At 42.0% G+C, this 15,367-nt stretch carries 14 protein-coding genes; 5 read left to right on the plus strand and 9 right to left on the minus strand.

The genetic code is table 11. The features are described 5' to 3' along the window. The first annotated feature begins 30 nt into the window (after positions 1–30). The gene (locus tag MN869_RS03005; protein WP_033133409.1) at positions 31–2,190 is read left to right on the plus strand and encodes a TonB-dependent siderophore receptor; all 2,160 of its coding nucleotides are present in this window, start codon (positions 31–33) and stop codon (positions 2,188–2,190) included. A 32-nt stretch (positions 2,191–2,222) separates the two neighbouring features. Here MN869_RS03005 and MN869_RS03010 read toward each other — a convergent pair whose 3' ends face one another. Next, positions 2,223–2,684: a GFA family protein gene (locus MN869_RS03010; RefSeq protein WP_033133408.1), complete on the minus strand. Its 462-nt coding sequence runs from the start codon at positions 2,682–2,684 to the stop codon at positions 2,223–2,225. Positions 2,685–2,710: 26 nt separating this feature from the next. Further along, positions 2,711–3,343, minus strand: coding sequence for a TetR/AcrR family transcriptional regulator (locus MN869_RS03015; protein WP_033133407.1), 633 nt, complete (start codon positions 3,341–3,343; stop codon positions 2,711–2,713). 111 nt (positions 3,344–3,454) lie between these two features. Here MN869_RS03015 and MN869_RS03020 point away from each other — a divergent pair, with 111 nt between their 5' ends. After that, on the plus strand, positions 3,455–3,922 hold the full coding sequence (locus MN869_RS03020; RefSeq protein WP_033133406.1) for a hotdog fold domain-containing protein: 468 nt from the start codon (positions 3,455–3,457) through the stop codon (positions 3,920–3,922). Positions 3,923–3,974: 52 nt separating this feature from the next. Here MN869_RS03020 and MN869_RS03025 read toward each other — a convergent pair whose 3' ends face one another. Beyond that, a complete protein-coding gene (locus tag MN869_RS03025; RefSeq protein WP_004652109.1) occupies positions 3,975–5,069 on the minus strand; it encodes an acyl-CoA desaturase in 1,095 nt (364 codons plus the stop codon). Positions 5,070–5,083: 14 nt separating this feature from the next. After that, positions 5,084–6,151, minus strand: coding sequence for a ferredoxin reductase (locus MN869_RS03030; RefSeq protein ID WP_033133405.1), 1,068 nt, complete (start codon positions 6,149–6,151; stop codon positions 5,084–5,086). A 140-nt stretch (positions 6,152–6,291) separates the two neighbouring features. Between MN869_RS03030 and fabR the strand changes: the two genes are divergently transcribed. The 3 genes from fabR to dps all read left to right on the plus strand — a co-directional run bounded on the left by fabR (position 6,292) and on the right by dps (position 8,802). Next, on the plus strand, positions 6,292–6,987 hold the full coding sequence (gene fabR / locus MN869_RS03035; RefSeq protein ID WP_033133404.1) for an HTH-type transcriptional repressor FabR: 696 nt from the start codon (positions 6,292–6,294) through the stop codon (positions 6,985–6,987). 86 nt (positions 6,988–7,073) lie between these two features. After that, positions 7,074–8,090, plus strand: coding sequence for an AI-2E family transporter (locus MN869_RS03040; RefSeq protein WP_004801314.1), 1,017 nt, complete (start codon positions 7,074–7,076; stop codon positions 8,088–8,090). Positions 8,091–8,307: 217 nt separating this feature from the next. Then, positions 8,308–8,802 carry a DNA starvation/stationary phase protection protein Dps gene (dps, locus tag MN869_RS03045; protein ID WP_004801316.1) on the plus strand — a complete coding sequence of 165 codons (495 nt, stop codon included), beginning with the start codon at positions 8,308–8,310 and terminating at the stop codon, positions 8,800–8,802. A gap of 55 nt (positions 8,803–8,857) precedes the next feature. Here dps and rapA read toward each other — a convergent pair whose 3' ends face one another. The 5 genes from rapA to thiE form a co-directional block, all read right to left on the minus strand. Next, complete coding sequence (gene rapA / locus MN869_RS03050) at positions 8,858–11,695, minus strand: RNA polymerase-associated protein RapA (RefSeq protein WP_033133403.1); 2,838 nt, start codon at positions 11,693–11,695, stop codon at positions 8,858–8,860. A gap of 144 nt (positions 11,696–11,839) precedes the next feature. Next, complete coding sequence (locus MN869_RS03055) at positions 11,840–12,484, minus strand: RluA family pseudouridine synthase (protein ID WP_171248653.1); 645 nt, start codon at positions 12,482–12,484, stop codon at positions 11,840–11,842. Positions 12,485–12,626: 142 nt separating this feature from the next. Then, positions 12,627–13,043 carry a heme-binding protein gene (locus MN869_RS03060; RefSeq protein ID WP_033133401.1) on the minus strand — a complete coding sequence of 139 codons (417 nt, stop codon included), beginning with the start codon at positions 13,041–13,043 and terminating at the stop codon, positions 12,627–12,629. A 325-nt stretch (positions 13,044–13,368) separates the two neighbouring features. After that, complete coding sequence (gene hemL, locus MN869_RS03065) at positions 13,369–14,667, minus strand: glutamate-1-semialdehyde 2,1-aminomutase (protein WP_033133400.1); 1,299 nt, start codon at positions 14,665–14,667, stop codon at positions 13,369–13,371. An 82-nt stretch (positions 14,668–14,749) separates the two neighbouring features. Then, a complete protein-coding gene (gene thiE / locus MN869_RS03070; protein ID WP_033133399.1) occupies positions 14,750–15,361 on the minus strand; it encodes a thiamine phosphate synthase in 612 nt (203 codons plus the stop codon). Positions 15,362–15,367 lie beyond the last annotated feature (6 nt).

A 15,367-nucleotide genomic window follows, 5' to 3' on the forward strand; every position in this document is an offset into this window, starting at 1 on the left:
CTCTACCTCATTTCGTTCGGCAATCCACTTATGACATGCTCGATTTCTGCTCCTCTTGATTTCTCCAAATTTAAGCCCTCTGCCCTAAGCTGTGCCATCACAGCACTGATCAGCTGTGTTGCGACGACAACATTTGCAGATGATAGCCAAAGCAATACCACTCAAACGTTGACAACCATTTCCATCCAAGCTGAAGGCAACTGGTTAGAGCAAGCCAATGCCAAAAAAGTGCTCAACCACCCCGGTGCTCGTACCGTGGTCAATCAACAAAGCTTAGAAGCTCGAGGTATTACCTCAGTCAAAGAAGCACTACGTACTGTTCCCGGTGTTCAAGTCTCTGAAAACTCAGGCACCTCTGGCAGCGATGCCTCTTTAAGTATTGGTGTTCGAGGCCTGACCTCAAGATTTTCACCCCGTTCGCAACTGATGATCGATGGTGTCCCTTTAGCCGTAGCGCCCTATGGACAGCCTCAGCTTTCATTGGCCCCAACCACCTTGGGCAATATGGAATCGATTGATGTGGTTCGTGGTGCTGGCTCTGTCCGCTTTGGGCCACAAAACGTCGGTGGGATTATCAATTTTAATACGCGCAGCATTCCCGAAAATTTTGCAGCCAGTGTCGGCATGACCACGGAAGTGGCTGAAAATGGCAATTTAAAAGTCAATCCAAACCTGTTTGTGGGGACCACTTTAGACAATGGCCTCGGTCTGGCTTTGCTCTATTCAGGCGTGAATGGTGATGGTTATCGTGATCAAAATGATTATGCCAATATCAATGATCTACGTTTAAAAGCCCGCTATGCCTTAGATGATTATTCAAGCATTGAAGCGAATCTGCATCGTTATGAAGCCAAGGTGGATATGCCTGGCGGTTTAACCCCTGCACAGTATGCACAAAACCCATATCAGTCTTTACGCAACCACGACTATATGGAAGGCAACCGTAATGATATCTCGCTCAAATATAATTATAAAAAAGACAACAATGCCTTTGAGGTGCTCGCTTACCACCTCGATAGTTATCGTGATGCAGGTGTAGAGCGCAGCGGTTCCAGTCTTTATCAGATTGCCCCACGTGATTATAAAGTAACTGCCATTGAACCACGTTATTCACATGCGTTTCAGTTCGGCGATACGCTGAATGAAGTGTCTGTCGGTTATCGTTATTTAAAGGAAACGAGCAGTGAATCCGTTGATCGCGCCAATTATAACCGTGACACAGGCCCAAGTGATTTTTATGGCTGGACCAAAGCGGATGGCGACACTGAAGCACATGCCGTCTATGTCGATAACCGTACCGATTTAGGCGCATGGTCCTTCACACCAGGGATTCGTTTCGAGCGAATTAAAACCAATGAAAATATGTATAAGTTAAACCGTGATTATTCAGTTCTGAATGGCGTGAATGCTAGCAAATCCTATGACGCTGTACTGCCAAGCTTTGCGGTGATGTACAAAGCCAATGATCAATGGAATATTTTTGCCAACTACGGTAAATCATTTGCTCCACTGCAATATAGTCAAATGGCCAATACCAATGCCAGAGGTGCTTATTTGACTATGGACGGTTTAAATCCTGAAAAAGCAGATAATTATGAAATCGGCACACATTATCTGGACGATTATTTATCGCTTGAATTTACCCTGTTCTATATTGATTTCGCCGATCAGCTCAAGCGTGATGATGCCACACAAACCTATTCAAATCTGGGGGCGACCAAGCATAAAGGTGCTGAACTCGGCTTTAAATATAATCTAGGTGCAATCAATGATGACCTAGCCAATGTCTCGATGTATGCCAATACCACCTATACCAAAGCAACCGCATCGGCAGGCCAAGACTCAGGCAATGAACTGGATTTCTATTCAAACTGGGTTGGCAATGCGGGTGTGGACTACAAACGTGATCAATGGACCTTCAACACCAATCTCTATGCACAGTCGCGTCAAACTGCCTCTGGAAATAACAATGATGGTACGGGTCGTTATGGCAATATTCCGGGTTACGGTATTGTTGGTGTTCGCGCCGCTTATGACTTTTCCGATACCTCCCTGTCAGGCTTAAAAGTTGGCTTAGGTGTGAAAAACCTATTCAATCATGACTATTACACTCGTTCCGCAGATCAGGTGGGTGGCATCTACGCAGGCCCTTCTCGGACCTACTATTTACAGACCTCGTTTGATTTCTAACACTCTAAAGCCGAATGTTCGTATTCGGCTTTTTATTGATTGATTTCAAAATAATGTGTCAACTCAATGCTATTAGGTAACTCATCAAATTCACTAAGTTTTTGATGAGTTTCGGCCCAACTCACTTTAGAGTTCACACAAAAATTTAGCTCGAGCTCTGGACTAAAATCCTCCTGAATCAATCCTAAAGGAATCCACATCACCTTTGGATTGATACCTAAAGCATTCGGTACAGGTGAACCACATTGTTTACAGAAGCTACTATTAAAGCCTGTATTTTTAATATAAGTTTGAATCAACGACTCGCCTTGCTGCCACTGAAATGATTCTGTCCGCACAAAAGTTGAAGCATTCGAAGCAGCCCCACTCTGCTTACGACATAGGCTGCAATAGCAACGATACATCATTTTAATTTTTTTCAGATTTAGCTGAAAAACCACTGCTCCGCATAAACACACCCCTGTATATTTTTGATTCTCACTGCTAGGTTTCATCGATTGTTATCCTGATCGTTTTCGCGTTATGGATGTTTGCTTAAATGTTGTAATGAATCCCAAGCGGCTTGTGCCAAAGTTTCTCGATATGCTCTGGGATTGGTCACTACTTTTTCAGACAACCAAGCGCGACAATAGCTTTCTGTTGCACCAATGACCAAAGACATCATTAACTCTGCTGGCACTGATTTTAATAAACTGGCATCTGCATAATTGGAAATATAACCAACTATTTTTTGATTCCTGAGTTTATTTTTATCATTTAATTGTTGTTCATACTCACCCTGCCGCACACTAAAATGGGCAAGTAATAGAAACTGTGCAAACTTAGGCTGATCAGAAACCCAATCCGTATAGCTATAGATCAACGCATAGAGCAGTTCTTTAAGCGATTTTGCTTGTTGTAAATATTGATCTCGTAGTCGAGCCTGATCATCTAAAGCAGCAAACACCAATGCTGCAACGACGCCATCTTTATTCTTAAAATGATGATAAATCGCCCCCACACTACTGTCAGATTTTCCCCGAATCATTTCAATACTGGTGGTTTCCAAACCGTATTCAATAAAGCATGACAAAGCATCCAGCAAAATTTGTCTTTTTAATAATGACCTACGTTGTGGATATAAACGTTCTAATAATTGTTGGGCTGCTTGCATAGTTTAATCAAATTCACCAATCGTCGGAACTATTGTGTATGACTTGACCACAACTTGTAAACAGAATTATATTCTGTAAAAGAATTTAATTCTGTTATAGGAAGTTTAGTCATGGCCTCAACTCTAGATCTATGGAACAAAGTATCTGTCTTGCCTGCTGGGAAATGGACATTTACCCGTATGCTCTGCTTAAAGGCACCTTATTTCAGTAGTATTTCTCCCTTATTTGAGGAGCTAAAACCCAATTCCTGCAAAATCAGCATTAAGAAAAAACGCACTGTACTCAATCATATTGGTACGGTGCATGCGATCGCGATGTGTAATATGGCAGAACTTGCTGGCGGTACCATGACCGAGGTCACGGTTCCTTCAAGCCATCGCTGGATCCCGAAAGGTATGACGGTTGAATATTTGAAGAAGGCTGAAACTGATCTGATTGCGATTGCTACGCCTGCTGAGCCTCACTATGATTGGGAAAAAGCTGGCGAATACTTAGTCAATGTTGATGTACTTGATCAGCACAATGAAAAAGTTTTCCATGCCACCATCACCATGTGGATTTCCAAAAAGAAGAAATAAAATAAAAAAGCCCTGAAGCATATGCATTCAGGGCTTTTTTAGGCGTTATCGCTTACTTTTTAAAAGGCAGTGCATATTTAAAAATACGTCCTACCACTTCACCAAACTGCTTTACAAAGCTGGCATTGTTATAATGCAGGCCATATTTCTCACACACCGCCTGTACTTTCGGTGCAACTTGACGATAGCGACGTGCAGGAATATCAGGGAATAAATGATGCTCAATTTGATGACTCAAATGTCCCGTTAAGATATGGAAGGCTTCTGAACCAGTCAGATTGGATGAACCACGGATCTGACGCATATACCAATGGCCACGGCTTTCATCTTGCAATACGGCTTTCGGGAAAACTTCAACATCTTTGGTAAAGTGACCACAGAAAATAATGCTGAATGTCCAGACATTGCGAATCCCATTCGCCACCAAGTTACCAGTAAATACCGGAATCGCTGCAGGACCTGCAATCAATGGAAAGAACACATAGTCCTTAAACATTTGCTTGAGGATTTTCTTTTGCGCAGGCTGCCATTCGCGTTTGAATTGTGCCATGGTTTTACGCTTATACAGCACCTTACCCAATTCAAGATTTTGAACTGCGACCCCCCATTGGAACAACAAGCTAAATGGCACAATATAGATCGGCTGAATTAAAGTGAACTTCGACCAGCGCTGTTCAGGGAACAATCGGAATACGCCATAACCGACATCATCATCCATGCCTTTTACATTGGTATAGGTATGATGCTTATAGTTATGGGTTTGACGCCAGTTATCTGATGTTCCCACCGTATCCCATTCATAGGTTTGACCATTAAACTTCGGATCATTCATCCAGTCATACTGACCATGCATGACATTATGGCCCAACTCCATATTTTCCATGATTTTGGCGAAACCGAGTAAGCCTGTACCAAGTAACCAAGCTGGCGGGAACCAACCAAGAAATAAACAAGCACGTCCAGCCAAACTGCTATAACGAATGGTGGAATAGACACGGCGGATATATTTGGCATCTTTCTCGCCTAAATCATCTAACACGTCTTGTTTGATTTGATCGAGTTCACGAGCAAAAGCATCTAATTCTGCAGCAGTTAAATCACGATTTTTGGGATTTTTAAAAAATTCCATCTTAACAGGCATGTTCATAATCAATTACTCTCTTATAGATCAATCACAAGATCAGACTGGGCTGAATTGACACAAATTTTTAATAGCTGTGTTGGTTCATTATTGGCAGCACCATTCAATAAGTTTTTGGTTGCGCCTTGTGCTTTATTACACGCACATTTATTACAAATCCCCATACGACAACCATGATTTGGCTTGATGCCTTGATGTTCTAAGCTAGACAGAATCGATTGGCCTTTAGGAATGGCGATGGTCTTATTGGATTGCGTCAACGTGACATTCACAAAGCCCGTGTCCGTCGCATCCACATCAAATTGACTCAAGCTAAAAGCTTCTGTTTGTAAGGTTGCAGCGTCTTGGAACAAACGTTCTGCTGTTGCCGCAAAACCCGATGGTCCACAGGCATAGACTGTGGTTTCAGCTAAATCACGAATTTGATCAACATGGCTTTGATTTAAACGTTGATCTTGTTCTTGGGTATAAAAAATTTGGGCACTAAAATTTGGAAAATTTTCAGATACTTCTTTCAGATATTCTACATAAGCAGCATCAGTATGGGTTTTAACCCAATACATCAATTTGACAGAGGTTGTATTCAATTGTTTAGACTGACATAAGCCTTCAATCAAACTCAACATCGGGGTGATACCACTCCCCGCTGCCAACAATACTAAATGTGGTGTTGCAACTGTTTGTTGCATCTCACCATAAGGCTGTCCTAAACGTAAGATATCCCCGGTTTGGCTACCCTCAACCAACCAAGAACTGACTAGACCTTGATCCACTTTTTTTACGGTTAAACAGAGATGATCGGCATCCACCTGCATCAAGCTATAGGTACGCTCGTAGTGGCGACCTGCGATATCAACTGTTACAGGATGATGCTGCCCAGCAACACCACGAGCAACATGTCGGTTGCATTGCAGAATAAGACTGACGGTGTCTTTTGCCACGATTTGTTTTTTTACGATTTTGGCAAGAGACTGATTAATCGACCACAATGGATTGATTTTCTGTAACCAAAAATTGGCGTCATGGCTGTTCATCACACTGTGAGCCAACGAATTAAATAGAGAGTTTCTCTTTTCAATTGCTTGCATGAGCAGGTTTACTCTGGTTGTTTGCTAATTATTATACATATGTATATATATTTGTATATACACTCGTATAAGAATTTACATTTCACAAGTCCACTGACAATCGCTATAATCCCGAGTAGCTTACTTATATATTGAAAACAATGGTTCATTCTTCTTTTTTACCGCTCGGTCATGACAACTTAAACGAACAAGATGTCATTCCTATGAAATCTCCTGTGCGCTCAGTAGGTAGAAAAGCAACCATTACCAAAGAAGAGTTGTTTCAAGCCACGCTCAACTTGATTGGCCCGCAAAAAAGTATCGCCTCGCTCAGCTTACGTGAAATTGCACGCGAAGCAGGTATTGCACCAAATAGTTTCTATCGTCATTTCAAAGATATTGATGAACTGGCAATTGCCTTGATTGATCAATCGGGTTTGGTACTGCGCCGTATTATTCGTGAAGCGCGTTTACAGGCTTCAAAGCAGCAAAGCATTATCCGCAGTTCGGTTGAAGTGTTTATTCAACAATTGAATACCGATGAAGGCAACCTGAGTTTGTTATTACGTGAAGGTTATACCGGCTCGACCTCATATAAGGCCGCAGTTGACCGTCAACTGAACTTCTTTCAGCAAGAGCTTCAAGAAGACCTGATTCGTTTAGAGCGCTTAAATAACAGTAAGCTATGTCATGCTGATCTTGCAGCCAAAGCCATCACGCAATTGGTGTTCAATATGGGCGCAAAAGTGCTGGATTTGCCTGCGGAACAACGTACTGAAGTGGCAGAACAAACCATGGTCATGATTCGTATGATTTTAGAAGGTGCGCGCCATATCAATGAAATGGAAATTGATTAATTATTCGCAGCGCAATAGGATAGATGTCATCAAAATCATATGTTTGTTCTTTAACATAACAACAACTTAAACTAGGCATCTAGATCATGAATCTACTCAGTGACCGTCAAAGTATCATCGCCAGCTTTATCCTGATGGCTTTGTTTTTAATGATGGTCATTCCCCTGCATTTACTTCCGAGTTTTTTTGCAGGTTTTCTGGTCTTTGAAATTATTAACAGTTTAAGTTCGATTGTTGAAAAACATATTGATGGTCAACGTGCACGTATTTTTATCAGTATTATTCTCGGTATTTTAACCACGTTCCTGATTGGTTTTTTTATTACCAGTCTGATTAGCTTTGTGATCTATGATTTAAAAGGGACTGGACTAAACTCCTTTAACTTTAAGATCGATCAAACGCTAATTAAATTCCAAGCGGAAATGAGTCATTACCTGCCGGGTTATTTGCCGCATAGCGTGGCAGATATCAAAAACCAGATTCTGTCTTTTATCAAAAATAATATTTCAATCGTCAAAAATACGGGAACTGATATTCTGCATAATCTAGCGACAATGGTGATTGGTCTGATTGTCGGGATTTTGGTGTCGATCCAGAATTTTAAACAGCATGCACCACAACCTGCGTTTAAAGCGGCTGTGCTGCATCGTATTCAAAAGCTTTCCGTTTCGTTTAAAAATGTGGTCTTTGCGCAAGTGAAAATTTCGCTGATCAATACCGCATTATTTATGATCTTTGTCTTTATCGTTCTGCCGATCTTTAATATCCATTTACCTTTTGCCAAGACCCTGACCATTCTGACCTTTATTTTTGGTCTACTGCCGATTATTGGTAATCTGATTTCAAATACCTTGATCATTATGGCGGGCTTGACCATATCCTTGTCTGTGGCGGCAATCGCATTGGCCTATCTCGTGATCATTCATAAGCTGGAATACTTCGTCAATGCTAAAATCATTGGCACCAAAATCAATGCCAGTGCATGGGAGGTATTATTGGCGATGCTCATTTTCGAGTCGATTTTTGGACTCAGCGGTCTGATTGTTGCGCCTATTTTCTATGCCTATATCAAACTGGAATGTAAAGATGCAGGGCTGATTTAAGCTATTTTTTAACAATTCGAAAAGAAGTCTAACAGATGGAAGCATCATTCCATCTGAATCAAAACCAATAAAATCAAAAACAAAATTGATGATAAGCAAACTTACAAAAGCCTAGAAAACAAAAACACTCAAGCCCCAATTCAAGCGATAAGCTAGCCAAGAAATGAATGGTTTTTATTCACGATGTTTCATCACATTATAATTGAATGAGGTAACTATGAATTCTTCAACAGCGAAAGCTTTAAAAGTATATACACGTAATAATTTAGATGACTCAATTAAAGAGTCCACGGTAAAAATCTTAAATCAAATCCTTGCCAACCTGATTGATCTGTCCTTATTAACCAAGCAGGCGCACTGGAACATGCGGGGTAGCAACTTTATTGCAGTGCATGAAATGTTAGATACCTTCCGCACTTCATTGATCACCCATTTGGACAATGTCGCAGAGCGTGCGGTACAGATCGGTGGAACCGCATTAGGAACAACGCAGACCGTTGCAGAAACATCACACCTCAAGCCATATCCTGTGGCGATTCACGCGGTACAAGACCACTTAAAAGAACTGGCAGATCGTTATGGTGTGGTTGCCAACCATTTGCGCGATACCATTGATGAAATTCAAGATCCGATTTCCGAAGATATTATCCATGCTGCACTCGAAGATCTGGATCAATATTTATGGTTCTTGGAAGCCAATATTGATCACTAAATCAATAGATAAAAAAAGAGGACCTTAATCGTCCTCTTTTTTATTGCTGTTGCAATTAAGGCTTAACCACAACCAAAACTTGAATTGCTTCTGGTGTCACAGACAGACCATCCAACAGACCTAGGCCTTCTTTTTGGAACTTCTGTAAACGCTCAATCTCATCTTCACGAATACTTGGATTAAATTGCTTGAGATAGCTTAAACGGTCAATTTCATATTGCCATTTGCCACTGTAATGCTCTTTAGCTTGCTGCATTAATTCAGGCAATGATCCCTTGGCAATCTCTAAAGCTTGCGCATAACGTGACTCAATCACTTCACGGCGTGCTTTCACCACTTGACGACAGCTATTGCCATCTAGGTGATGCAGATATGGACGTAAAATGCTTGGGTCAATCTTGGCAGACAAGTCCTGACCATTTTCACTGAGTAATACGCGAATCAATTGTTTCGGCAAACTTGATGGCAAGTTCAATGCTTTCGGCGCAACCACATCAACCTTAAACCACACTTCCAACAAGACTGAACCTTGTTTCAAGGCATTCGACTTCAATAAGGCAACATTGGTACTACCAAATGATTGTGTGCGGATCATTTCCATCACACTTTCAATAAACGGATGTTCCAAAGTCAAATATTGTGCATCTTCACGGATTTGTGCCTGATCACGATAGAAGGTCGCAGTCATGCCTTCTTCATCCAAGGTAATTCCTTGCACTTGCATTTGATCAGTCGGCTTAATGATCACGGTACCGTTGCTTTGCTCATCAAAATCGATATTGGTGGATGACATGAAACGCTTCACGAACATTGGCAAAGTGGTGTTGTCATCATAATCTTCAAGCGCTTGTACAATGCCTTGTGCAACCACTGGACGGCAAGAGTTGTACTCGAGCAAACGGTCACGACCCGCTTGTAGTTCAGCTTCCAAGGCTTGACGCTGTACATTCACTTCTTCAAGTAAATCTTCAAACGTCTGACCTTGATCGGCCAACAAACAATCTTTCAATTCAACAATAAAATTTTCTTGTAGCGTTTGTGCGGTTGGAGAAATACTGCTGAAAATATTGAGCGCTTCGTTATACCAACGGAACATACGTTCTTGTGCTGTACCCATCAGATACGGCACATGAATTTGAATACGATTTTCCTGACCAATACGGTCCAAACGACCAATACGTTGTTCCAATACATCAGGGTTTGCAGGCAGATCAAATAAAATCAAATCACTGGCAAACTGGAAGTTACGCCCTTCTGAACCGATTTCCGAACACAATAAGATTTGAGCGCCATAACTGTCTTCTGCAAAATATGCCGCAGCTTGGTCACGCTCTAATAGACTCATGCCCTCATGGAACATAGCGGTACGAATACCCGCATGTAAACGTAGGACGTTTTCCAATGCTTCTACCACTGGCCCACTACGTGCAATCAACAACACTTTTTTGTGTTTTAATTCTTTACGCAGCACTTCCATCAACCAAGGCACACGCGGATCATTTTCCATCCATGCGCCATCCAATTGACCTTCTTCTGGCCACATTTGCTCACGCATTTTGCCATCAAATGACCAGTCTTCTGGTGCTGGTAAAGGTGCTGGCTGGCAATCACGACCTGGGAAGCCTTGAATCGCTTCACGGGTGTTACGGAACAGGATACGACCTGTGCCGTGACGGTCTAATAATTCATGAATCGCACGCATACGCTGTTCAGGTTGATCATCAATACGATGACCCAATAAACCGTCCAGTGCAGCAAGATGCTCTTCTGTTAATGCTTGATCTGACATCAACACTTCTGCAATTTTTGCAGTATGTTGATATTGCTCTTCTTCATCAAGGAAACGATCCAAGCTGCTGAAACGTTGCGGATCGAGTAAACGAAGACGGGCAAAATGGCTTTCAACGCCTAATTGCTCAGGTGTTGCGGTGAGCAGTAACACACCTGCTGTTTGTTCAGCCAATTCTTCGACCAGATCATAACGATCATTACCGCCTTCTTCTTCACTCCACATCAAATGATGGGCTTCATCGACCACCAATAGATCAAAACCAGCTTCCATGGCCTGCTCACGCAAGTCATCGTGGTCAACCATCAGGTCGACGCTGGCAATAATGCATTGCTCAGTCAGGAATGGATTCAGGTCAGGATCATGTTCTTTGATCGAAGCAGTACGGGTTAAATCGAACAGTGAAAATTGTAGATTGAAACGGCGGCGCATTTCAATCATCCACTGATATTGCAATGAATCAGGGACTAAAATCAGAATGCGTTCTGAACGGCCTGTTTTCAGTTGTTGGTGAATGATCAAACCTGCTTCAATGGTTTTACCCAAGCCAACTTCATCGGCCAATAAAACACGCGGAGCAAAACGTTTACCGACTTCATGTGCAATATAGAGCTGGTGTGGAATCAAGCCTACACGTGCACCAAGAAAACCACGTAAAGGGCTGGTGTGCATTTGTGCCTGCAACAGCATCGCTTCAATGCGGAGGTCATACCATTCTTTATAATCAACTTGGCTGGCTAGCAGACGTTCTAATGGTTTTGACAGCTGGATTTGCGCACCGATACGGGTTTCATTCAGTGACTTACGTTCTTGTTCGCCATTTTCAAGGCTACGAACCACATCATAACGCAGTACGCCATGACGATCTTCAATCGACTCAACAGTCCACTTGATGCCTTCTTGGTCTTGTACTTCATCATTAACATTAAAGATGATGCGAGATAAAGGCGCATTGTTACGTGCATAGACACGAGTTTCATCACTTTTAGGGAATAAAATGCTGATAGAACGTTCATCTACATCAATAAGAACCCCTAAACCGAGTTCAGTTTCAGTATCTGATAACCAACGTTGACCAATAGCAAACTGCTGCAATTTTTCCACCTTTATCTCAAGTTAGCCTACATATTTTATGCCTTGACCCAAATAAAAGTTAAGGCATTTTATGTAGTTTTCAACGATGTATTTTGACACAAAGCGCAATCAAATAGCGTGCATCACATCGTGTTTCATAAAAAAGTTTTTAGACTAAAACGGTACTGCACAATCAAAGCTGAGTTGTGCACCTGTTTTAGGATGCGCAAAGCTCAATTGCGTTGCATGTAAACACAAACGCGGATAAAGCTGTTGCTGTTCTGGCGTGGCATATAAGGTATCGCCTAGAATCGGATGACCTAAATATTGCATATGCACACGAAGCTGATGTGAACGCCCTGTAATCGGAATGAGTTTAACTCGAGTTACAGCTTGTCCTTGAATTTCTAGATGTTCGATCGCTTGCCATTCGGTTAATGCCGGCTTGTGATAGGAAGCATCCACAATATGCAATGGAGGACGGCTTGGATCATAAATCACAGGAATATCGACTGTGCCCTGACCCTGTAAATGTCCAGCTACCAAAGCTTGATAAATTTTTGAGGTTTGACGATCTTGAAATTGGCGTGAAATATTGCTTTGCCCAAATTTGGATAAACCAAACACCAAGATACCAGAAGTATCGCGATCTAAACGATGAATCAGTAAAGTTTTTGGTTCTAATTCTAATAAACGATTGATTAAACAATCTTGTAAATCAGGTGTTTTCCCCGGCACAGTAAGTAAGCCTGCAGGTTTATGGATGACCATAAAATCTTCATCACGATGAATCAAATATTCACTTAGAAAATCATTCAAGGTAACCTTCCAACGACTGGATGAAAACAAGCGGGCAATCATAAAAAGCTTGGCGCTGAATTACAATGCATGACACGTATTTTTACTGATTTTTTTCGTGTTTCTCTCGATATTTCATCCAGAATCGCATTTACAGGATGATTTAGGTCTGTTGCTCTAGAAATTGTTGAATTGCATGTTGGGCAATTTCTGCATCTTGAAAAGATTGCACGCCCGAAATACCAACAGCCCCGACAACCTGCCCTTGATATACAATCGGCTCACCACCTTCTAACATGCCTTTTGCTGCATTGATGGTTAAAAAGCCGATCTTACCATCACGGATCATATCTTCGGATGCCTTGGTGGTTCTTCGGCTGACCGCAGCAGATTGTGCTTTTTCTTGGCAAATCTGTGTCGATAGTACCGATGCGCCATCCATACGCTTCATCATTAATAAAGTTCCTCCGTCATCGACAACTGCAATGCTGACATTAAAGCTGTGCGCTGTTGCATATTGCCATGCTGCGTCAACTAAAATTTCCACATCAGCGGACGTTAAATAATGTTTAGTTTTCATGTTTTACTCCATTCCTATGGGTTTCTTATAAAAAGCTTTTAGATATGATACAACTGCCATCTACAGCCTACGTAGGCCCAAAGCACAGCCTAAGACCAACGCAAATATAGTTTACTATTCAAGCATTATTTCATCTTGCGGTACAGTAAAGATTGTTTATCTTTGCGCTTCGTCGCTGCGGTTTATCATACGAACAGCTGGGAACTTGCTAAGAGTTCATTACACTCAAGCATTATTGTTAAACCCGTTAAGCTCTCTATTCGGCTCAAGTAAAATGCGCCCATAAAAAAAGCCCGAACGAATCGGGCTTCTATGCATCACAGGGTTATTTCATTTCTGCAAAGGTTTCTTTTGCTGCCTGAATGGTCTCTGCAATATCTTGATCTGAATGCATTGATGAAATAAATCCAGCTTCAAATGCAGATGGAGCAAGATAGACACCGCGCTTTAACATGCCATGGAAGAATTTCTTAAATGCTTCAACGTCACAAGCCAACATTGAATCAAAGCTGGTAATGTCCTCTTGATCGGTGAAATACAAGCCGAACATGCCACCCACTTGCTGGGTTTTAAATGGAATACCCGCTTCATCTGCCGCAGCCTGCAAACCCTCAAGCAATTTTGCGAGCTGTGCAGCTAGCTTGTCATAAAACTCTGGTTCACGAAGATGCTTGAACATCGCAATACCTGCACGCATTGCCAATGGATTCCCTGACAATGTACCTGCTTGATAAACACCACCTAAAGGTGCGATGCATTCCATGATTTCACGTTTACCACCAAAAGCACCAACCGGTAAGCCCGCACCAATGATTTTACCCAACGTGGTCAAATCAGGTTTAACCTTATAGACCGATTGTGCACCGCCTAAAGCAACACGGAAACCTGTCATTACTTCATCAATGATAAAGACAGATTTGTATTCATCACAGACATCACGAATTGCTTGCAAGAAACCATCGATTGGCGTCACTAAATTCATGTTGCCTGCAACAGGTTCAATGATTACCCCAGCAATCTCATGACCGAACTTGGTAAAGCACTCTTTCAACGCTTCGATATTGTTATACGGGAGCGTTAATGTATGTTTAGCAAAATCAGCTGGTACACCTTTTGAAGTTGGCTCACCTTCACCAAGCGTCAATAAGCCTGAACCTGCTTTGACCAATAATGAATCGGAATGACCGTGATAGCAGCCTTCAAATTTCACAATCTTGTCACGGCCAGTATAACCGCGTGCCAAACGAATCGCGGTCATGGTGGCTTCAGTACCTGAGCTGGTCATACGTACCAATTCAATTGAAGGCATGATCTCGCAAATGGTGTCTGCCAAAGTGGTTTCATGTACCGTTGGTGCTCCAAAACTTAGGCCATCTTCTGCCGCAGTTTGTACTGCTTGAATAATATCAGGATGTGCATGACCTAAAATCATTGGTCCCCATGAACCGACATAGTCCACATAACGCTTGCCATCGACATCCCACAAGTACGCCCCTTTTGCCTTTTCGATAAAGACAGGCGTACCACCAACACCGTTAAATGCACGTACAGGTGAATTTACGCCACCTGGAATATGTTTATTTGCTTGTTTAAATAGCTGTTCTTGCTTTGGAGATAAGCTCATAAAAGACTCAACCTAGAATCGAGGACGAGGAACGTTGTGGTTCCGAGAAACAATAAAAGTTCCGCGAAGCGGATACATATAATTAGTCAAATAACATTGCCCATGCATTTACACGAGCAGGAATTTCGGCTGTTGATCGTCCTAATATATCACTAATTACCGCACAAAGGCTTGCCCCAGCCTCAATCACGACTTGAGAATTTTCAACGGTCAAACCACCAATCGCACAAATCGGCACAGCAAACTTTTGTTTCGCTTGTTTGATCACTTCGATCCCAACATTGCCTGCTTCTGGTTTGGTTGAAGTCGCATAAACCGCACCAAAGGCCACATAAGTTGCACCATCCGCAATTGCCTTCTCCGCCAACTCCAATGAATTTAAGCAGGTACGACCAATAATCACACCTTGCGGTAAGCGTGCAGCCGCATCACTTATTTCACCATCAGACTGTCCAAGATGTACCCCTAATCCAAATTGCTCTGCCAGTGCCAAATCATCATTAATTACAAATGGGACTTGATGCTTTTCACAAAGTACTTTGATCTGCTCAACTTCACTTGGCTGATCTGCTTTTGCCACTTTCTTACGACGGTATTGCAGAATGGCAATCTGTCCTGTTGCTAGAGCCACATCTAATTTTTCTAATAATAATTGGATTGGATCGTCATTGGTAATGAGGTATAGACCGCGCATGAACGT

It is taken from the genome of Acinetobacter sp. NIPH1876 (assembly GCF_022808535.1).
GTDB lineage: Bacteria > Pseudomonadota > Gammaproteobacteria > Pseudomonadales > Moraxellaceae > Acinetobacter > Acinetobacter higginsii.